The following is a 20,344-nucleotide window of genomic DNA, read 5'->3' as shown; positions in this document are numbered from 1 at the left end:
GATGAGCGAGCACGCCGAGGTCGAGGGTCTCGACGCCGAGGCCGTCGGGCGGTGGCTGCAGGAGCGGGCGGGGGTGACCCCGCCGCTGGAGGTGGCGCGGGTCGGTCTCGGCCAGTCCAACCTCACCTTCCTCGTCACCGACGCGACGGGGGAGCGGGTCGTCCTGCGGCGCCCGCCCCTCGGCGAGCTGCTCGCGTCGGCGCACGACGTGGCCCGTGAGCACCGGATCCTCTCGGCGCTGCAGGGCACCGACGTGCCCGTGCCCGTCGTGCACGGGCTGTGCGAGGACCCCGCGGTCGCCGACGTGCCGGTGCTCGCCGTGTCCTTCGTCGACGGGGCGGTCCTCGACGACCGCTCCGACGCCGAGCTGCTCTCGCCGCAGGCGCGTCACCGGGTCGGTCTCAGCCTCGTCGAGACCCTCGTGAGCATCCACGAGGTCGACCTCGAGGCCGTCGGCCTGGCCGACCTGGCCAGCCACAAGCCGTACGGCGCGCGCCAGCTGCGCCGCTGGTCGCAGCAGTGGGAGCTCTCGCGCACCCGCGAGCTGCCCGAGCTCGAGTCGCTCACGCAGCGGCTGGTCGAGCGCGACCCCGGCCCGGGCGAGGTGGCGCTCGTCCACGGCGACAGCCACCTGCGCAACGTCATCATCGACCCGCGGGACGCCGCGGTCCGCGCGATCCTCGACTGGGAGCTGTGCACGCTCGGCGACCCGCTCGCCGACCTCGGCACCCTGCTCGCCTACTGGCCGATGCCCGGCGACCCGCCGACGATGCGCTTCGACGCCTCGACGGTGCCGGGCTTCGCCACCCGCGACGAGCTCGTCGAGCACTACGCGGCGCGCAGCGGGCGCGACGTGGGCGCGGTGACCTTCTGGCACGGGCTCGGGCTGTGGAAGCTCGCGATCATCCTCGAGGGGGTGCGCCGCCGTCAGCAGGACGACCCGCGCAACCTCACCGCGGCCGGGGCGATCCCCGCCCAGACGGTCGACGAGCTCGTGAGCTACGCCCACCTCGTGCTCGACGAGGAGCACTAGGGTGGTCGCCATGCCCGGCGACAGCGACACCGGCACCGAGGTGCCCGACCTCGTCGACCCGCAGCGCCTGGGCACCCAGCCGCAGACCGCGCGTGGGCAGCGCACCCGCGACAACCTCGTGCGGGCGGCGCGCACGGTCTTCGAGCGCGACGGCTACGTCGACTCGCGCCTCGTCGACATCGTCGCCGAGGCGAAGTGCTCGATCGGCAGCTTCTACACGTGGTTCGACAGCAAGGACGAGGTCTTCGCGGCGGTCCTGCACGAGGCGCAGAGCGACATGCTCCACCCGGGCACCGGACGGATCGAGACGAGCGACGACCCGGTCGCGATCATCGGGGCGAGCAACCGCGCCTACTTCGAGGCCTACCGCCGCAACGCCCGGCTCAACCAGCTGCTCCAGCAGGTCTCGGCCGTCGACCCCCGCTTCCGCGAGATGCGCCGGGCCCGGTCCGCGGCCTTCGTCACCCGCAACGCCCGCGCCATCTCCGACCTCCAGGCCCGCGGCCTCGCCGACCGCCAGGTCGACCCGGAGATGGCGGCCAAGGCCCTCTCGGGCATGATCGCCCGCCTCGCCTACGACGTCTTCGTCATCGACGACGAGGAGCGGGTCGACGACCTCGTCGAGACCGCCACCCGCCTGTGGACCAACGCCCTCGGCCTCACCTCCCCCGAGCTGCGCGCCGACTGAGACCTCACCTGTCCCGAGTTTCTCGGGTCACCCGATAAACCCCGGGTCTGCACGAGTAAGAAACTCGTGCGGAGCCGGGGTTTCTCTTGCTGAGCGGTCACGCAGACGCGCGAAGGGGGTCTGGGTGAGCCGGCGGCCCCCCCTTCGTCGTCGTCCGCAGACCTCGAGCCCCACTCAGACCTCACCTGCCCCATGTTTCTCGGGTCACCCGATAAACCCCGGGTCAGCATGAGAAAGAAACCCTTGCGGAGCCGGGGTTTGTCTTGCTGAGCGGACATCGGGACGCGCGAAGGGGGTCCACCGAGCCGGCGGACCCCCCTTCGTCTCGTCGTCAGCGGTTGATCGTCACGCCGCCGTCGACGGTGAGGGTCTCGCCGACGACGTAGTCGCCGGCGTCGGAGGCGAGGTAGACCGCGGCGGCGGCCATGTCCTCGGGGCGCCCGATGCGGCCCGAGGGGATCTGGCCGGCGACCTCGTCGCCGTGGTCGCGCGCCTCCTTGTTCATCGAGGACGCGAAGGCGCCGGGCGCGATGGCGCTGACGACGATGCCCTCGGGGGCCAGGCGCACGGCCATCCGGCGGGTGAGGTGGATCAGCCCCGCCTTGCTCGCGTGGTACGAGTACGTCTCGAGCGGGTTGAGCGACTGGCCGTCGATCGAGGCGATGTTGACGACCTTCGCGAGATGGCCGCGGGCGTGCCCGGCGAGGAGCAGGTCCTTGGCCGCCTGGGTGAGGAAGAAGGGCGTGCGGACGTTGAGGTCCATGACCTTGTCCCAGCCGCTCTCGGGGAACTCGTCGAAGGGCTCGGCCCAGGCCGCCCCGGCGTTGTTGACGAGGACGTCGAGGTGGTCCTCGTGCTCGCGCAGCTGCGCGAGCAGACCGGCGATGCCCTCCGTCGTCGAGACGTCGGCGGGCAGCGCGACGCACCGGCCGTCGCCGTGCTCGGCGCTCAGCTCCTGCGCGGCGGCCTGCGCCGCCTCGGCCTTGCGTGCGGTGATGTAGACGGTCGCACCCTGCGAGAGCAGGCCCTGGGTGATCATCAGGCCGATGCCGCGCGAGCCGCCGGTGACGAGGGCGACACGACCGTCGAGGGAAAAGAGCGAGGAGAGGTCCATGGGCGTCCTTGGGGCTGGGCAGGTGCGCGTGCGCGCCGGTCACGGGGACCGTAACTCAACCTGAATCGGGGTTCAAGGATCAGTTGAACTCGGGTTCAGATTCTGCGAGGGTGAGCGCGGGCCGCCGTCCGGCGCCCGTCCGACGCATCGCAGGAGCCGACATGACCTGGTCCTCGCAGGAGGTCCGCCTCGCCCAGCGCCCCGCCGGGCGGCCCGACGACAGCACGTGGGAGATCGCGACCACCGAGGTCCCCGACCCCGGCCCCGGCGAGCTCGTCGTGCGTCTCGAGCTCATCTCGCTCGACCCGGCGATGCGCGGCTGGCTCAACGACGTGCGCTCCTACATCCCGCCCGTCGGCATCGGCGAGGTCATGCGGGCCTTCGCCGGGGGCACGGTCGTCGCCAGCCAGCACGAGGACTTCGCCGTCGGCGACACGGTGACGGGCACCTTCGGCGTGCGCGAGCACGCGCTCTCCGACGGCCGCGGGGTGACGAAGGTCGACCTCGACGTCGCGCCGCTCGCCACCTGGCTCGGCGCGCTCGGCATGCCGGGCATGACTGCCTACTTCGGGCTCGAGGACGTCGGCCGGGCCCAGCCCGGCGAGACCGTCCTCGTCTCGGCCGCCGCGGGGGCGGTCGGCAGCGTCGTCGCCCAGCTCGCCCTGGCGAAGGGGTGCCGCGTCATCGGTGTCGCCGGCGGACCGGACAAGGTCGCCTGGCTGCGCGAGCTCGGCCTGCACGAGGTCATCGACCGTCGCGACGGCGACCTGCTGCGCCAGGTGCGCCGCGCCGCCCCGGACGGGGTCGACGTCTACTTCGACAACGTCGGCGGCGAGCTGCTCGACGCCGCCCTGGCCAACCTCGCCCGCGGCGCCCGGATCGCGATCTGCGGCGCGATCTCGACGTACAACGAGGAGCGCCTGCCCGAGGGCCCGCGGCGCTACATGTCGCTGCTCGTCTTCCGCGCGACGATGCAGGGCTTCCTCGTCATGGACTACCTCGAGCGCTACCCCGAGGGCGTCGCCGCGATCTCCGAGCTCATCCGCGAGGGTCGGCTCGTCGCGACGGAGACCACCCTCGACGGGGGAGTGGCCGGCTTCCCGCAGGCCCTCCTCGGCCTCTTCGACGGGGTCAACACCGGCAAGCTGCTGCTCGCCGTCTGACACCCGCCCGACCGACCGACGACAGGACACCCCATGCGCGCAATCCACATCTCCACCCTCGAGGGCCCCGACGCGATCGAGGTCGTCGAGCTGCCCGAGCCGCACGACGAGTCGATGGTGCGCATCCGCGTCCACGCGGCCGGCGTCGCCTTCCCCGAGCTGCTCCAGACCCGAGGTCTCTACCAGGTCAAGCCCGACCTCCCCTTCGTCCCCGGGGCAGAGGTCTCCGGCACGGTGATCTCCGCCCCCGAGGGCAGCGGGCTGCGCGAGGGCGACCGGGTCGCCGCGCTCACCCTGCTCGGTGGCTTCGCGCAGGAGGTGCTCGCCCGCCCCGACCTCACCTTCGTCCTGCCCGACGAGGTCGGGCTCGACGCCGGGGCGGCCTTCCTCTTCAACTACTGCACGGCCTACTTCGCGCTCGTCGAGCGCGGACGCCTGGCGAAGGGGGAGAGCGTGCTCGTCCACGGCGCCGCTGGAGGTATCGGCACCGCGGCGATCCAGGTCGCCAAGGCCTTCGGGGCCGGCCGCGTCGTCGCCGTCGTCTCCACCCCCGAGAAGGGCGAGGTCGCGACTCGCGCCGGCGCCGACGAGGTCGTCCTCGCCGACGGCTTCCGCGAGGCGGTCGGCCGCACCGTCGACGTCGTCGTCGACCCGGTGGGCGGCGACCGCTTCACCGACTCGCTGCGGGTGCTGCGCGAGCAGGGTCGGCTGCTCGTCATCGGCTTCACCGCCGGCGAGATCCCCACCGTCAAGGTCAACCGCCTGCTGCTCAACAACGTCGACACCGTCGGCGTCGGGTGGGGCGCCTACGCCCTGGCCCGTCCCGGCCACGTCGCGACGGAGTGGGAGGCGATGCTCCCGCACCTGCGCAGCGGCGCCCTCGCCCCCCTCGTCGGCTCGACCCACCCGCTCGACGACGCCTCCGCCGCGCTGCGCTCGCTCGAGACGCGCCAGGTCGTCGGCAAGGTCCTCCTGCGGCCATGAGCGTCGTCGCCCGCCCCGCCGTCGAGGACGTCCTCGCCCTGCCGGCCGCCCTCGTCGAGGTCGCGCCCCCGGAGTGGCAGGACGGCAACGGCCACGTCAACGTGCGCCGCTTCTACGACCTGCACATGCGCGGCGCCCACGCGGCGCTCACCGCCATCGGGCTCGACGACGACTACCGGACCTCCACGGGCCAGAGCGTCTTCAGCGTCGAGCAGCACATCCGCTACCTCGACGAGGTCCACGTCGGCGACGAGGTGAGCGTGCACCTGCGCTGGGTCGCCCGCGGCGACAAGGTGCTCCACGCGATGTCCTTCGTCGTCGACCGCACGACCGGACGGGTGGTCAACGTCCTCGAGATGCTCGAGGCCCACGTCGACCTGACGACCCGCCGGGCGTGCTCGTGGGCCCCCACCCTCGCCGCCAGGATCGACGACGCGGTGAGGGCCCACGAGGAGCTGCCCTGGCCGGCCCCGACGAGCGGGGCCGTCGGGGTCAGGCGCTGAAGCGACCGATCGACTCCGCGACGAGGATCGGCTTGTCGATGCCCTCGGCCTCGACGGTCAGCGTCGTCACGACGTTGACCTGACCGGGCTTGGTCTCCTCCACCTTCGTCAGCTCGGCGTGCAGCCGGATCCGCGAGCCGACGGGCAGCGGGTGGATGAAGCGCACCCGGTCGTAGCCGTAGTTGAGGCTGTGCGCGAAGCCGTCGAAGGCCATGAGCTCCTCGAGGAAGGCCGGGGTGCGCGACAGGCTGTAGAGCCCGTGCGCGATCGTCGAGCCGAAGGGGCTGTCGGCCGCGCGCTCGGGGTCCACGTGGATCCACTGGTGGTCGCCGGTGAGCTCGGCGAAGGCGTCGATCTTCGCCTGGTCGACCGTGTGCCACTGGGTCGGGCCGAGGGTGACGCCGAGGAGGTCCTTGAGGTCCTGCACGGACGTCGGGCGGCGCTGGGCGATGTCGGTCATGGGTGCTCCTTGAGGGGGTCGAGATGCCGATGGGTGATGACGCCAACGTAATTGAACATGAAGACGGGTTCAAGTATGGTGCGAGAGCAGCAGTCGTCGATCGAAGGAGCTCGTATGACCACCCCGCAGCAGCGCGTCGCCGTCGTCACCGGTGCGGCGCGAGGGATCGGCGCCGGCATCGCCCGCCGTCTGGCCTCCGACGGCCTGGCCGTCGCCGTCCTCGACCTCGACGAGTCCGCCTGCCAGGGCGTCGTCGAGCAGATCGAGGCCGACGGGGGACGGGCGCTGGCCGTCGGTGCCGACGTCAGCGACCCCGAGCAGGTCGAGGTCGCCGTGCGCCGCGTCGCCGAGGAGCTCGGCGCCCCGACGGTGCTCGTCAACAACGCGGGCATCATCCGCGACAACCTCATCTTCAAGATGGAGCTCTCCGACTGGGACTCCGTCATGGCGGTCCACCTGCGCGGCGCCTTCCTCATGACCAAGGCCTGCCAGGGCTACATGACCCAGGCGAAGTTCGGCCGCGTCGTCAACCTCTCCTCGACCTCCGCCCAGGGCAACCGCGGCCAGGTCAACTACTCCGCGGCGAAGGCGGGTCTGCAGGGCTTCACCAAGACCCTCGCCATCGAGCTCGGCAAGTTCGGCGTCACCGCCAACGCGATCGCCCCCGGCTTCATCGAGACCGAGATGACCGCCGAGACCGCGGCGCGCATCGGCATGGACTTCGAGGACCTCAAGAAGGCGGCGGCCTCGCAGGCCGCCGTGGCCCGCACCGGCCGTCCCGAGGACATCGCCCACGCCGCCTCCTTCTTCGTCAGCGAGGGCGCCGGCTTCACGACCGGTCAGGTGCTCTACGTCGCCGGCGGACCCTGCGACTGAGGGGAGAGGACGTCATGGACATCTCCGGCACGAGCGCCGTCGTCACCGGCGCCGCGGGCGGCATCGGTGCCGCCCTCGCGCAGCGCCTCCTCGAAGGGGGAGCCGCCGTCACCATCACCGACCTCGACGCGAGCCGTCTCGAGGCGAGCGCGCAGCGCCTGCGCGACCTCGGTCACGAGCAGGTGGTCGCCGTCGCCGGCGACGCCTCGTCCGAGGACGACATCGCGGCGAGCATCGCCGCCGCCGAGGAGGCCCACGGGCCCGTCGACATCTACGCGGCGAACGCCGGGGTCGGCGACGGCTCCGGCCTGTCGGCCACCGAGGCGCAGTGGGACCTCGCCCTCGACGTCAACGTCCGCGCCCACGTGCGCGCCGCCCGCCAGCTCATGCCCGGGTGGGTCGAGCGCGGGCAGGGCTGCTTCGTCAGCACCGCCTCGGCCGCGGGCCTGCTCACCCAGCTCGGGTCGGCGACCTACTCCGTGAGCAAGCACGGCGCCGTCGCCTTCGCCGAGTGGCTCGCCATCACGTACGGCGACCAGGGCGTGCACGTCAGCTGCCTGTGCCCGATGGGCGTCGACACCGAGATGCTGCGCACCGGCATGTCGCCCGACGCCGGTGACGGGGGAGCCCTCGCCGCCGCGGCCGTCACCGGCGCCGGCGACGTGCTCGACCCGCTCGTCGTCGCCGACGCCGTCGTCGCCGCGCTCGCGGACGAGACCTTCTTCGTCCTCCCGCACGCGGAGGTCGCCGAGTACCAGCGGCGCAAGGTCGACGACCACGACCGCTGGATCCGTGGCATGCAGCGCTACAACCGCACCCTGGAGGGCCGATGAGCACGCAGAACGCCGCCTCGCTCGTGTGGGCCGGGGCGCAGGAGCGCCCCGACGCCGTCGCGCTGCGCGAGGGCGATCGGTCGTGGACCTTCGCCCAGCTGCGCGAAGGGGTCCGCGGCGCGGCTGCCGAGCTCGCCCGTCGCGGGGTCCGCCCCGGTGACCGGGTGCTCGTCGTCGTGCCGACGAGCGCCGAGTTCGTCCTCACCTACCACGCGCTCCTCGCGCTCGGCGCGACCGCGGTGACGGTCAACCCGCTGTGCACGCCGCGCGAGCTCGAGCACTTCGTGCGCGACGCCGGGTGCACCTACGCCCTCGGCTGGCACGAGGGCGCCGAGGCCGTGACCCGCACCGCCGCCGACAACGACATCCCGCTGTGGGTCCTCGAGCCCGGTGCCGTCCCGGCCGAGGGTCCGGCGATCGACCCGGCCGCCGCCGGCGTCGACGACGCTGCGGTCCTGCTCTACACCTCGGGCACGACGGGCACGCCGAAGGGCGCGGTCCTCACCCACGGCAACCTCCTGTCGTGCGGCGCCGCCCTCGCGGAGGCGCTCGACCTCACGGCCGATGACCGGATGGGCACGGCGCTGCCGCTCTTCCACGTCTTCGGCCAGGCCGCGGTGATGTTCACGACGTGGACCGCCGGCGGCAGCCTGTCGCTGCTGCGCCCCTTCGAGCCGAGGGCCCTGCTGCGGATGGCCGCCGACCAGCGCCTCACCGGGGTGGCCGGGGTGCCGACGATGTGGAACGCGATGCTCCACGCCGACACCGACGTCACCGCGGACGACCTCGCCGACCTGCGCCTGGCCTGCTCCGGCGGCGCCGCCCTGCCGCTCGAGGTCGCCAAGGCCTTCCGCGACCGCTTCGGCGCGATGGTCCTCGACGGCTACGGGCTGAGCGAGACGACGGGCGCGGCCACCTTCAACCGGGCCGAGCACCCGCGCAAGGAGATGAGCGTCGGCCGGGCCCTGCCCGGGTGCGCGCTCGCGGTCCTCGACGACGACCGTCGCCCGCTGCCGCCCGGAGAGACCGGTGAGGTCGCCATCAGCGGCCCGGTCGTCATGCGCGAGTACTGGGGCCGGCCCGAGGCGACCGACGAGGTGCGCTCGGGCGAGTGGTTCCTCACCGGCGACATCGGCCGGATGGACGAGGACGGCGACCTGTGGATCGTCGACCGCAAGAAGGACCTCGTCATCCGCGGCGGCTACAACGTCTACCCCCGCGAGGTCGAGGAGGTCCTCTACGGCCACCCCGGCATCCGCGAGGCCACCGTCATCGGGGTGCCCGACGAGCGGCTCGGCGAGGAGCTCGCCGCCGTCATCTCCCCGCAGGACGGCACGACCCTCGACCCCGCCGAGCTGCGGGCCTGGCTCGAGGAGCGGCTCGCCGCCTACAAGGTGCCGCGCATCTACCAGCTCGTCGAGGAGCTCCCGAAGGGGGCCACCGGCAAGATCCTCAAGCGCGACATCGACCGGACCGACATCGCCCGGAGCGGCCAGCGCCCCTCCCGCGCGAGCACACCCACCGCCTGACCGACCGAAGGGAGCCGTCGTGGACTTCGCCCTCGACGAGACCACCACGAGCCTGCGCGAGCGGCTCGTCGACTTCATGGACGAGCACGTCTACCCGTCCGAGGCCACCTACCAGGAGCAGCTCGACGCGGCCCCGGACCGGTGGTCGCCCCCGCCGGTCGTCGACGGGCTCAAGGATGAGGCGCGCAGCCGGGGGCTGTGGAACCTCTTCCTGCCCGGGCAGGAAGGAGCGGGACTGACCAACCTCCAGTACGCCCCGCTGTGCGAGGTGCTCGGCCGCAGCCTGCACATCGCGCCGGTCGCGACGAACTGCGCCGCGCCCGACACGGGCAACATGGAGGTGCTGCACATGTTCGGCACCGACGAGCAGAAGGAGCAGTGGCTGCGCCCGCTGCTCGACGGGCAGATCCGCTCCGCCTTCGCGATGACCGAGCCGCGGGTCGCCAGCTCGGACGCGACGAACGTCGAGACCTCGATCGTGCGCGACGGCGACGAGTACGTCATCACCGGGCGCAAGTGGTACATCTCCGGCGCGATGAACCCCGACGCCAAGGTCTTCATCCTCATGGGCAAGACCGACCCGGATGCCGACCGGCACCGCCAGCAGTCGATGATCCTCGTCCCGCGCGACACCCCCGGGGTCGACGTCCGGCGTGGCATGAAGGTCTTCGGCTACGACGACCGCGACCACGGCGGCCACGCCGAGATCGACTTCGCCGAGGTGCGCGTGCCGGCGAGCAACCTCATCGGCGGCGAGGGCGAGGGCTTCGCCATCGCGCAGGCCCGCCTCGGCCCCGGCCGCATCCACCACTGCATGCGCCTCATCGGCATCGCCGAGCGCTCGCTGGAGCTGATGATCGACCGCGCCGCCGAGCGGGTCGCCTTCGGCAAGCCGCTCTCCGACCAGGGCGTCATCCGCGAGTGGATCGCCGAGTCCCGGGTGCGCATCGAGCAGCTGCGCCTGCTCACGCTCAAGGCCGCGTGGCTCATGGACACCGTGGGCAACAAGGGCGCGCACACCGAGATCCAGGCGATCAAGATCGCCGCGCCCAGCACCGTCGAGTGGATCGTCGACAAGGCGGTCCAGGTGCACGGCGCCGGCGGGCTGAGCCAGGACTTCCCCGTCGCCGAGTGGTTCGCCCAGGTGCGCACGCTGCGCTTCGCCGACGGGCCCGACGAGGTCCACAAGAACGCCCTGGCCCGTCACGAGATCCGTCGCAGGAGCGCCCGTGCCTGATCTGCAGCAGCGCGTCGAGGAGCTCCTCGCCGCGCACGACCCGGGCACGACCGACACCACGACCTTCCTCGGCGCGCGCTTCGACGCCGGGCTGGCGTGGGTGCACTTCCCCGAGGGGCTCGGCGGTCTCGGGCTCCCGCGCGGCCGGCAGGTCGAGGTCGACGCGATGCTCTCCGCCGCCGGCGCCCCCGAGCCCGACCTCGGCCGCAACAGCATCGGGCTGGGCATGGCCGCGCCGACGATCCTCGCCTTCGGCACGCAGGAGATGCAGCAGCGCTACCTGCGCCCGCTCTTCACCTGCGAGGAGATCTGGTGCCAGCTCTTCAGCGAGCCCGGCGCCGGCTCCGACCTCGCCGCGGTCGCCACCCGGGCGGTCCGTGACGGCGACAGCTGGGTCGTCGACGGGCAGAAGGTGTGGACGTCGGGCGCGCACAACGCCCAGCACGCCATCCTCCTCGCGCGCACCGACACCTCCGTGCCCAAGCACGCGGGCATGACGTACTTCGTGCTCGACATGAGCGACCCGGGCGTCGACGTGCGACCGCTGCGCCAGATCACCGGCGAGGCGGAGTTCAACGAGGTCTTCCTCACCGGGGTCCGGGTGCCCGACCACGACCGCGTCGGCGCGGTCGGCGAGGGCTGGCGGGTCGCGACGACGACGCTCAACAACGAGCGCGTCGCCATCGGCGCCGGCGCCGAGCGAGAGGCCGGGCAGATCGGCGTCGTCACCCGCCGCTGGCGCGATGACCCCGAGGTCCGCACGCCCGAGGCGCAGAGCGAGCTGCTGCACTGGTGGGTCGAGTGCGAGGTGACCCGCCTGGCCGGCGAGCGCCTGCGCCAGCAGCTCGAGGCCGGTCAGCCCGGCCCGGAGAGCTCGGCGATGAAGCTCGCCTTCGCCCAGCAGGCGCAGCAGGTGAGCGGGCTCGCCCTCGAGATCGCCCCGGAGGAGGGGCTGACCTACGACGACTGGACGATGCGCCGGTCCGGCTCGGCCTCCTTCCTCGGCCGCGGCCCGGGCTTCCGATACCTGCGTGCGAAGGGCAACTCCATCGAGGGCGGCACGAGCGAGGTCATGCGCAACGTCGTCGCCGAGCGCGTCCTCGGCCTGCCCCCGGACCACCGCCCCGACAAGGGCATCCCCTTCAAGGACGTGCCGCGATGACCGACCTGCTCTACACCGACGTCGAGGAGTCGCTGCGCGACAGCCTGCGCTCGACGCTGCGCCGGGCGCTGCCCGACGACCTGCCCGCCCGGGTCTACGACGAGCCCGGCACCGACGTGTCGGCGCTGTGGCGGGCCGTCGCCTCCGACCTCGGTCTCGCCGGCCTGCTCGTCCCCGAGGAACACGGCGGTCTCGGCGCCGGGCCCCGCGAGGTCGCCGTCGTGCTCGAGGAGCTCGGCCGCACCGTCGCCCCGCTGCCCTACCTCACGAGCGCCGTCGTCGCGACGACCGCGCTCGTGCGCGTCGGCGACACCGAGAGCCTGCCGGCCCTGGCCGACGGCGAGCAGGTGGCCGCCCTCGTCCTGCCGTGGACCGCCCGCCGCGGTGCGTGGCACGCGGTCGACCCGGGCACCCCCGTCGAGCCGGTCGCGGGCGCCCTCGTCGGCGGGCGGACGGCCGACCTCTTCGTCGCCCCCGTGCTGCGCGACGGGGCGACCTCCCTTCGCCTGCTCTCCCGCGACGACGTCGAGGTCGAGGCGATCACCTCGCTCGACATGACCCGTCCGCTCGCAAGCGTCCGTGCCACCGGCGAGGGCCGCGAGATCGCCCGCGGCGTCGAGGCGGACGCCGCCGTCGACGCCGCGCTCGGCGCCGGGCAGGCGCTGCTCGCCTCCGAGCAGCTCGGGCTGGCCCAGTGGTGCCTCGAGACGACCGTCGAGTACGCGAAGACCCGCGTGCAGTTCGCCCGTCCGATCGGCTCCTTCCAGGCGATCAAGCACCGCCTCGCCGACCTCTACCTCGTCGTCGTCGGCGCCCAGGCCGCGGCCCGCTACGCCGCCGCGACGCTCGCGCAGGACGACCCGGACGAGCACGTCGCCCAGGCCCTCGCCCAGGTGAGCTGCTCCGACGCCGCGGTCCGCGCGGCAGAGGAGGCGCTGCAGCTGCACGGCGGCATCGGCATGACGTGGGAGCACCCCGTGCACACCCGCCTCAAGCGGGCGAAGTCCGACCAGCTCGCCCTGGGCACCCCGCAGCGCCACCGCGCCGACCTCGCGGTGCTGCTCGACCTCACCCTCTGACGACCCGACCACCCCGACACCCCGCACAGACCAGGAGATCCACCCATGCGCGAAGCCGTCATCGTCTCCACCGCCCGCACGCCCATCGGGCGTGCGTACCGCGGAGCCTTCAACGACACCCAGCCCCAGGAGCTCGTCGGCCACGCCGTGCGCCACGCGGTCGAGCGGGCCGGTGTCGAGGGGGCCCAGATCGAGGACGTCGTCATCGGCGCCGCCCTCCAGCAGGGCGCGGGCTCGATGAACATCGGCCGCCAGGCAGCCCTGCGCGCCGGCCTGCCCGTGAGCGTCGCCGGCATGTCCGTCGACCGCCAGTGCGCGAGCGGGCTCATGGCCATCGCGACCGCCGCGCGCCAGGTCGTCCACGACGGCATGGACGTCGCCGTCGGCGGCGGCGTCGACTCGATCTCGCTCGTGCAGAACGAGCACATGAACACCTACCGGATGAAGGACCCGTGGCTCGCCGAGCACGTGCCGGCCACGTACATGTCGATGCTCGAGACCGCCGAGGTCGTCGCGAACCGCTACGGCGTCTCGCGCGAGGCGCAGGACGAGTACGCCCTGGAGTCGCAGCGCCGCACCGCGGCCGCGCAGGAGGCCGGCCGCCTCGACGAGGAGATCGTCGCGCTGCCCTCGGTGATGAAGGTCGCCGACAAGGCCACCGGTGAGGTGAGCTCGCGCGAGACGACCCTCACCCGCGACGAGGGCAACCGCCCCGGCACGGCCATCGAGGACCTCCAGCGGCTGCGCCCGGTGCTCGCCGGCGAGGCGACCGAGGGCTTCTCGATCACCGCGGGCAACGCCTCGCAGCTCTCCGACGGCGCCTCCGCGGTCGTCGTCATGGAGGCCGCCGAGGCCTCGCGCCGCGGGCTGACCCCGCTCGGCGCCTTCCGCGGCATGGCGGTCGCCGGCTGCGAGCCCGACGAGATGGGCATCGGCCCGGTCTTCGCGGTGCCGAAGCTGCTCGAGCAGCACGGGCTCACCGTCGACGACATCGACCTGTGGGAGCTCAACGAGGCCTTCGCCGTGCAGGCGCTGTACTGCCGTGACCGTCTCGGCATCGACCCCGAGCGCTACAACGTCGACGGCGGCGCGATCTCCATCGGCCACCCGTACGGCATGAGCGGGGCCCGGATGACCGGTCACGTCCTGCTCGAGGGTCGTCGTCGCGGCGCCCGCTACGGCGTCGTGACGATGTGCGTCGGCGGCGGCATGGGGGCGGCCGGCCTCTTCGAGATCTACTGACCCGTATCGACGAAGGGAGGGCGAGCCCGATGTCGGTCCTCGTCGCCAACCGTGGGGAGATCGCGGTCCGTGTCGTGCGGGCCGCCCAGGAGGCCGGCCTGGCCGCCGTCGTCGCGGTGACCCGCGACGAGACGGACTCGCTCGCCGCGCGTCTGGCCGGCACCGTGCACGTCCTGCCCGGAGCAGGTCCCGGGGCCTACCTCGACGCCGCCGCGCTCGTCGCGGCGGCGCGCGAGCACGGCTGCACGATGCTCCACCCGGGCTACGGCTTCCTCAGCGAGCACCCCGACCTCGCCCGCGCGTGCGAGGCGGCCGGGGTGACCTTCGTCGGCCCGGCGTCGCACCTGCTCGCCCTCTTCGGCGACAAGGGCGCCGCGCGCCGCGCGGCCCAGGAGGTCGGCGTGCCGGTCCTGCCCGCCACCGCGGTGGGGATCGGGCAGGACGAGGCCGTCGCCTTCGCCGCCGCGCAGCACCCCGCGGGCGTCATGATCAAGGCGGCCGCGGGCGGCGGCGGGCGCGGCATGCGCGCCGTGCCCGCGGGCGAGGACGTCGCCGAGGCCTGGCGGCGCGCCGGGTCCGAGGCCGAGCGCAGCTCGGGCTCCTCGGCCCTCTTCGCCGAGCTCTACCTCGAGCGGGCCCGGCACGTCGAGGTGCAGGTCGTCGGCGACGGCACCGGCGCCGTGACGACCCTCGGCGAGCGCGACTGCACCCTGCAGCGGCGCTTCCAGAAGGTGCTCGAGGTCGCCCCCGCCCCGGATCTGCCCGAGCAGGTGCGCACCCATCTCGCCGAGGCCTCCGCGGCGCTGCTGCGCGGCCGCGGCTACCGCGGGCTGGCCACCGTCGAGCTCCTCCTCGACGCCGACGACCCGACCCGCTGGTGGTTCATCGAGGTCAACCCCCGCCTCCAGGTCGAGCACCCCGTGACCGAGATGGTCACGGGGGTCGACCTCGTCCTCGCCCAGCTGCGCCTCGCGCAGGGCGCGAGCCTGGCCGAGATCGGTCTGGAGACCTCGCCGGCCGTGCGCGGCAGCGCCGTCGAGCTGCGCGTCGCGGCCGAGCGCGTCGGCGCCGGCGGCGAGTCCTTCGCCGCGCAGGGCGTCGTCGACGAGCTCGTCCTGCCCGCCGGGCCGGGCACGCGCGTCGACACCCACCTCGTGCCCGGGACCCGTCTCGAGGGCACCTTCGACTCCCTCGTCGCGAAGGTCGTCACCCACAGCCAGGTCGACCTCGCCGCCGCGCTGGGCAAGGCCCGGCAGGCCGCCGAGCAGATGGTCGTCGGCGGGGTCGAGACCAACCTGCCCGTCCTGCGGGCCGTGCTCGACCACGACGACCTCGCCGCGTGGCGGGTGACGACCCGCTGGATCGAGGGCAGCGGGGTCCTCGACGGCCTCGGCGGCACGCACGAGTCCGGGGACGGCCGGGTGCTCGCGGAGACGACCGGCACGGTCGTCGACCTCCTCGTCGCCCCCGGCGACCGCGTCGAGCCGGGAGCCCCCCTCCTCGTCCTCGAGGCGATGAAGATGGAGCACGTCGTCACCGCGCCCGCCGGGGGCGTCGTCACCACGGTGCGTCCCGACCGCGGGACGACGACCGCGGCCGGCGACCTGCTCGTCGAGATCGCCGTCGACGACCTCGGGGGTGGAGAGCGCGCCGAGCAGGAGGTGCTCGACCTCGACGTCGAGCGCGACGACCTGCGCCGGCTGCGCGAGCGCGCCGAGCGCCGTCTCGACGCGGCCCGGCCCGACGCCGTCGCCCGACGGCACGAGCGCGGTCAGCGCACCGCGCGCGAGAACGTCGCCGACCTGTGCGACGAGGACAGCTTCGTCGAGTACGGCGGGCTGGCCCGCGCCGCCCAGCGCGCGCGCCGCAGCGAGGAGGACCTCATCGCCTCGACGCCCGCCGACGGCATCGTCACCGGCATCGGCCGGGTGAGCGCGTCCTCCGGGGCGCAGGACACCCGCTGCGCCGTCCTGGCCTACGACTACACCGTGCTCGCCGGCACCCAGGGCTACCTCAACCACAAGAAGACCGACCGCGTCCTCGAGATCGCCCGGGCGCAGCGCCTGCCGGTCGTCCTCTTCGCCGAAGGGGGAGGCGGTCGCCCCGGCGACACCGACACGACCGTCGCGAGCGGTCTCGACGTCGGCACCTTCGCGACGATGGGCAGCCTCAGCGGGCTCGTCCCGACGGTCGGCATCGCCGCCGGACGCTGCTTCGCCGGCAACGCCGCGCTGCTCGGGTGCTGCGACGTCGTCATCGCCACCCGTGACTCGACGATCGGCATGGGCGGGCCGGCGATGATCGAGGGCGGCGGCCTCGGCGTGCACCGCCCCGAGGACGTCGGCCCGATCGAGGTGCAGGGCAGCAACGGCGTCGTCGACGTCGTCGTCGAGGACGAGGAGGAGGCCGTCGACGTCGCCCGGCGCTACCTCGGGTACTTCCAGGGCACCCACGACACGTGGTCCGCCCCCGACCAGCGCCTGCTGCGCCACGTCGTGCCCGAGAACCGCGTGCGCGTGTACGACGTGCGCCGGGCCGTCGAGGCGCTCGCCGACGAGGGCTCGGTGCTCGAGCTGCGAGCCGGCTTCGCGCCCGGGATGGTCACCGCGCTCGTGCGCGTCGAGGGCCGGCCGATGGGGCTCGTCGCCAACAACCCGGCGCACCTCGGCGGGGCGATCGACACCCCGGCGGCGGACAAGCTCGCGCGCTTCCTCCAGCTGTGCGACGCCCACGGCCTGCCGGTCGTCTCGTTGTGCGACACCCCGGGCTTCATGGTCGGGCCGGAGCACGAGCGCACGGCGGCGGTCCGGCACTTCGCGCGCCTCTTCGTCATCGGCGCCCACCTGCGGGTCCCGATGATCACCGTCGTCCTGCGCAAGGGCTACGGGCTCGGCGCCCAGGCGATGGCAGCCGGCGGCTTCCACCGCCCCGCGGCGACGATCGCCTGGCCGACCGGCGAGATCGGGGGCATGGGGCTCGAGGGAGCCGTGCGCCTGGGCTATCGGCGTGAGCTCGAGGCGATCGCTGACCCGGCCGAGCGGGCCGTCCGTGAGCAGGCCCTCCTCGACGACCTCTACGAGCGCGGGCGGGCCGTGGCCGCGGCGTCGGTCGTCGAGCTCGACGACGTCGTCGACCCCGCGGACACGAGGCGGTGGGTCCTCACCGCCCTCGCGTCCGCACCCGTCCCCGACGTGCCGGGCCGGTACGTCGACACCTGGTGAGCGAAGGAGCCGTCGTGGACTACGACGAGGCACTGGTCGAGATCCGTCGTCGGCAGGAGCGGGTGCGACCCCCGGGCGTGCCCCGTGACGTCGTGCACCCCCTCGGCGAGCTCACCGTCCCCGAGCACGTCGACGCCTGGGCGAGGACGAAGGGGGAGCAGCCCGCCGTCGTCCTCGACGAGCGCGTCCTCACCTACGCCGAGCTCGCCGACGAGCACGCGCGGTGGGCCGGCTGGCTGCGCTCGGCCGGGGTGGACCCCGGCGAGCGCGTGGCGGTGCACCTGGGCAACGTGCCGGACTTCGTCGTCGCGATGCTCGGCACGCTGCGCGCCGGGTGCGTGCACGTGCCGGTCAACCCGATGTTCCAGCACGCCGAGCTCGTCCACGAGCTCGGCGACTCCGGCGCGGCGGTCGTCGTGACGAGCGCCGACCTCGCGCAGCGGGCCGCGACGGCAGCGGCGGAGTCCGGCGTCGGCGCGCTCGTCGTCGTCGGCGACGGCCCGCTGCCGCAGGAGCCGGGCCTGAGGGTCCTGCGCTGGTCCGAGGCGGTGGCGGCGGACCCCCTTCGCGACCCGGCCCGTGATCTCGACGCGCTCGCCGCCCTCAACTACACCGGGGGCACGACCGGGGTGCCGAAGGGGTGCGAGCACACCCAGCGGCACATGGTCTACACGGCGGTGAGTGCGGCGGGGGCCAACGGCTTCCTCGGGACCCACGTCGTGTCGTTGTGCTTCATCCCGGTCTTCTGGATCGCGGGGGAGGACCTCGGCATCCTCATCCCGCTCGTCATGGGCGGGACGTCGGTGCTCCTGCAGCGGTGGGACGCCGCGCGCGTCGTCGACCTCGTCGAGCAGCACGGCGTGACGACGACGGCTGCCACGGTCGAGAGCTATCTGGAGATCCTCGAGGTGCCCGGGGTGGCCGAGCGCGACCTCAGCAGCCTCACCGCCCCGATGACGATGTCCTTCATCCGCAAGCTGACGCCCGAGGTGCGCCGGCGGTGGGCCGAGGTCGTCGGTGCCGGCTCGGTGCTGCGCGAGGGCTCCTACGGCATGACGGAGAGCCACACCGTCGACGTCGTGCCGTACGGCTTCCACGAGGGCGACCACGACCTGCTCGCCGAGCCGGTCTTCTGCGGGCTGCCCGTGCCCGGCACCGACGTCCTCGTCGTCGACCCCGTGAGCGCACGGCCTATCGACGTCGGCGAGCACGGCGAGATCCTCCTGCGCAGCCCCTCGATCATGACCGGCTACTGGCGCAACCCGCAGGCGAGCGCCGAGCAGCTGCGCGACGGCTGGCTGCACACGGGGGACACCGGCTACCTCGACGAGGACGGCTGCCTGCACTACCTCGCGCGCACGAAGGACATGATCAAGGTCAAGGGGATGAGCGTCTTCCCCGCCGAGGTCGAGATGCTCCTCGTGCGCCACCCCGACCTCGCCTCGGTAGCCGTCGTGCCCGCCGACGACCCGCGGACCGGCCAGCGTCCGGTCGCCTTCGTCACCGCGCGCGAGGGGTGCTCCGTCGACGCCGAGGACCTCCAGCGCTGGGCGGGGGAGCAGATGTCGTCCTACAAGGTCCCCGTGGTCCACGTGCTCGACACCTTCCCCCTCACCGACACCGGCAAGATCCGCAAGGGCGAGCTGCTGGGCCGCGCCCAGGACCTGCTCGACGCCCGGGGCTGACCCCCTTCGCCGGGGTCACCGCCCACAGGTCGGGCCGGCGACGTCCACGGCGGTGCCCGAGGTGTTGACAAGACCTGAACCTGGGTTCAACATGAACCCGAATGTTCATTCACCTAAGGAGCGGGCAATGACATCACCGACAGCGTCGTCGGACCTGATCCACGAGCGGGCCACGAGGAAGGCGCTCACGCGCCTCGTGCCGCTGCTCATGGCGGCGTACTTCATGGCCTTCGTCGACCGGACGAACGTCGGCCTGGCCAAGACCTCGCTCGAGGTGGACGCCGGCATCGACGCCGCCGCCTACGGGCTCGGCGCCGGGCTGTTCTTCATCACCTACGCCTTCCTCGAGGTGCCGAGCAACCTCATCCTCCACCGGGTCGGGGCGAAGGTCTGGATCAGCCGGATCGCGGTGACGTGGGGCCTGCTGACGATGTCGATGATGTTCATCTCCAACCCGACCGTCTTCTACGTCCTGCGCCTCCTCCTCGGCGCCGCCGAGGCCGGGCTCTACCCCGGGATCATGTACCTCATCACGATGTGGTTCGCGCAGAAGGACCGCGCGAAGGTCGTCGGTCTCATCCTCACCGCGTCCTCGGTCGCTTTCATCGTCGCCAACCCCATCGGCGGCGCGATCATGACGCTGGACGGCCTCGGCGGGCTGCACGGCTGGCAGTGGCTCTTCGTCCTCGAGGGCATCCCGACGGTTTTGCTCGGCTTCTACATCTTCTTCCGCCTGCCGAACTCGCCGCAGACGGCGACCTGGCTCGAGCCGGAGGAGGCCGCCGAGCTCACCCGGCGCGCCGTCGGCGACGAGGGCCACGTCGTGGAGACCCCCGGCGCGATCATCCGCAACGCGATGTCCAAGCCCTTCCTGCTCACCATCGCGGCGATCTACTTCATGAACCAGATCGCGACCTACGGCGTCGTCTTCTTCGTCCCCTCGATCGTCGAGTCGATGAACGTGTCCGACCCCTTCATGATCGGTCTCATCGCCGGCTCGGTCGGCATCGGCGCCGTCGTGGGCGTCATCGCGATCCCGCGGGTGCTCGCCCGCACCGGCAACGAGGTCGTGCTCATCGCGATCGCGACGGCCGCGGCGATCGTCATGGCGCTGGTCTTCGTCGCGGTCGACCAGCCCGTGGCCCGCATGGTCATCCTCAGCGCGACGATGCTCTTCATCGTCGGCGTGCAGCCGCTCTACTGGTCGGTCCTCATGGCCCGTCTCGGCGGCGTCGCCGCGGCGGCTGGTCTGGCCTTCGTCAACACCATCGGTCTCACCGGCGCCTTCGTCGGGCCGTACGCCTTCGGTCTCACCGAGAAGGCGACCGGCTCGCCGTCCTCGGGGCTGTGGGTCCTCATCGCCGCGACCTGCGTCGGCCTGCTGTGCGTGCCGCTGCTGCGCGTCCTGCTCACCCGCCACGACCGCACCCACGCGGTGCGCCCGGTCGAGGAGTCGGTCCCGAGCGCGATCTGACCACCCGCGCCGGACGCGACGGCCACGACCCCACCGGGTCGTGGCCGTCGTGCGTGCCGGG

The 20,344-nt window shown here is 73.1% G+C and carries 17 protein-coding genes; 15 read left to right on the top strand and 2 right to left on the bottom strand.

The window, feature by feature from the left end; translation table 11 throughout:
- Position 1 precedes the first annotated feature (1 nt).
- Both LIV55_RS05940 and LIV55_RS05935 read left to right on the top strand, forming a co-directional pair.
- On the top strand, positions 2-1,033 hold the full coding sequence (locus LIV55_RS05940; protein WP_229299506.1) for a phosphotransferase family protein: 1,032 nt from the start codon (positions 2-4) through the stop codon (positions 1,031-1,033).
- Positions 1,034-1,043: 10 nt separating this feature from the next.
- Entirely contained in the window at positions 1,044-1,721 is a 678-nt protein-coding gene (locus tag LIV55_RS05935; protein ID WP_068277624.1) for a TetR/AcrR family transcriptional regulator, read from the top strand.
- Between the two features lie 331 nt (positions 1,722-2,052).
- Here the strand turns inward: LIV55_RS05935 and LIV55_RS05930 are convergent, their stop codons facing one another.
- On the bottom strand, positions 2,053-2,835 hold the full coding sequence (locus LIV55_RS05930; RefSeq protein ID WP_229299504.1) for an SDR family oxidoreductase: 783 nt from the start codon (positions 2,833-2,835) through the stop codon (positions 2,053-2,055).
- Positions 2,836-2,996: 161 nt separating this feature from the next.
- Between LIV55_RS05930 and LIV55_RS05925 the strand changes: the two genes are divergently transcribed.
- The 3 genes from LIV55_RS05925 to LIV55_RS05915 are packed head-to-tail and all read left to right on the top strand — an operon-like array spanning position 2,997 to position 5,485.
- A complete protein-coding gene (locus LIV55_RS05925) occupies positions 2,997-3,998 on the top strand; it encodes an NADP-dependent oxidoreductase (protein ID WP_123092269.1) in 1,002 nt (333 codons plus the stop codon).
- A 33-nt stretch (positions 3,999-4,031) separates the two neighbouring features.
- Positions 4,032-4,982, top strand: coding sequence for an NADPH:quinone oxidoreductase family protein (locus tag LIV55_RS05920; RefSeq protein ID WP_123092268.1), 951 nt, complete (start codon positions 4,032-4,034; stop codon positions 4,980-4,982).
- Entirely contained in the window at positions 4,979-5,485 is a 507-nt protein-coding gene (locus LIV55_RS05915) for a thioesterase family protein (protein ID WP_123092267.1), read from the top strand. The genes LIV55_RS05920 and LIV55_RS05915 overlap by 4 nt, the downstream gene beginning before the upstream one ends.
- Here LIV55_RS05915 and LIV55_RS05910 read toward each other — a convergent pair.
- On the bottom strand, positions 5,475-5,945 hold the full coding sequence (locus LIV55_RS05910) for a MaoC family dehydratase (RefSeq protein WP_068276990.1): 471 nt from the start codon (positions 5,943-5,945) through the stop codon (positions 5,475-5,477). The two genes, LIV55_RS05915 and LIV55_RS05910, sit on opposite strands and share 11 nt — an antisense overlap.
- Before the next feature lie 114 nt (positions 5,946-6,059).
- Here LIV55_RS05910 and fabG point away from each other — a divergent pair, with 114 nt between their 5' ends.
- The 10 genes from fabG to LIV55_RS05860 all read left to right on the top strand — a co-directional run bounded on the left by fabG (position 6,060) and on the right by LIV55_RS05860 (position 20,283).
- Positions 6,060-6,821, top strand: coding sequence for a 3-oxoacyl-ACP reductase FabG (gene fabG, locus LIV55_RS05905; protein WP_123092266.1), 762 nt, complete (start codon positions 6,060-6,062; stop codon positions 6,819-6,821).
- Between the two features lie 14 nt (positions 6,822-6,835).
- Positions 6,836-7,654, top strand: coding sequence for an SDR family NAD(P)-dependent oxidoreductase (locus LIV55_RS05900; RefSeq protein ID WP_123092265.1), 819 nt, complete (start codon positions 6,836-6,838; stop codon positions 7,652-7,654).
- Entirely contained in the window at positions 7,651-9,183 is a 1,533-nt protein-coding gene (locus LIV55_RS05895) for a class I adenylate-forming enzyme family protein (RefSeq protein ID WP_229299502.1), read from the top strand. The genes LIV55_RS05900 and LIV55_RS05895 overlap by 4 nt, the downstream gene beginning before the upstream one ends.
- Positions 9,184-9,202: 19 nt before the next feature.
- Positions 9,203-10,420, top strand: a complete 1,218-nt coding sequence (locus LIV55_RS05890; protein ID WP_123092263.1) for an acyl-CoA dehydrogenase family protein — start codon at positions 9,203-9,205, stop codon at positions 10,418-10,420.
- Positions 10,413-11,582, top strand: a complete 1,170-nt coding sequence (locus tag LIV55_RS05885) for an acyl-CoA dehydrogenase family protein (RefSeq protein WP_123092262.1) — start codon at positions 10,413-10,415, stop codon at positions 11,580-11,582. Before LIV55_RS05890 ends, LIV55_RS05885 begins: the two co-directional genes overlap by 8 nt.
- Entirely contained in the window at positions 11,579-12,661 is a 1,083-nt protein-coding gene (locus LIV55_RS05880) for an acyl-CoA dehydrogenase family protein (protein ID WP_123092261.1), read from the top strand. Before LIV55_RS05885 ends, LIV55_RS05880 begins: the two co-directional genes overlap by 4 nt.
- A 45-nt stretch (positions 12,662-12,706) precedes the next feature.
- Positions 12,707-13,903, top strand: a complete 1,197-nt coding sequence (locus LIV55_RS05875) for an acetyl-CoA C-acyltransferase (RefSeq protein WP_229299500.1) — start codon at positions 12,707-12,709, stop codon at positions 13,901-13,903.
- 29 nt (positions 13,904-13,932) lie between these two features.
- On the top strand, positions 13,933-17,124 hold the full coding sequence (locus LIV55_RS05870; RefSeq protein ID WP_123092259.1) for a carboxyl transferase domain-containing protein: 3,192 nt from the start codon (positions 13,933-13,935) through the stop codon (positions 17,122-17,124).
- Between the two features lie 14 nt (positions 17,125-17,138).
- On the top strand, positions 17,139-18,809 hold the full coding sequence (locus LIV55_RS05865; RefSeq protein ID WP_123092258.1) for an AMP-binding protein: 1,671 nt from the start codon (positions 17,139-17,141) through the stop codon (positions 18,807-18,809).
- A gap of 127 nt (positions 18,810-18,936) precedes the next feature.
- On the top strand, positions 18,937-20,283 hold the full coding sequence (locus LIV55_RS05860) for an MFS transporter (RefSeq protein WP_229299498.1): 1,347 nt from the start codon (positions 18,937-18,939) through the stop codon (positions 20,281-20,283).
- The last annotated feature ends 61 nt before the right edge of the window (positions 20,284-20,344 follow it).

The organism is Janibacter melonis (genome assembly GCF_020567375.1).
In the GTDB taxonomy this organism is placed as follows: domain Bacteria; phylum Actinomycetota; class Actinomycetes; order Actinomycetales; family Dermatophilaceae; genus Marihabitans; species Marihabitans melonis.
This window is presented reverse-complemented; position numbering and strand designations above follow the sequence as displayed.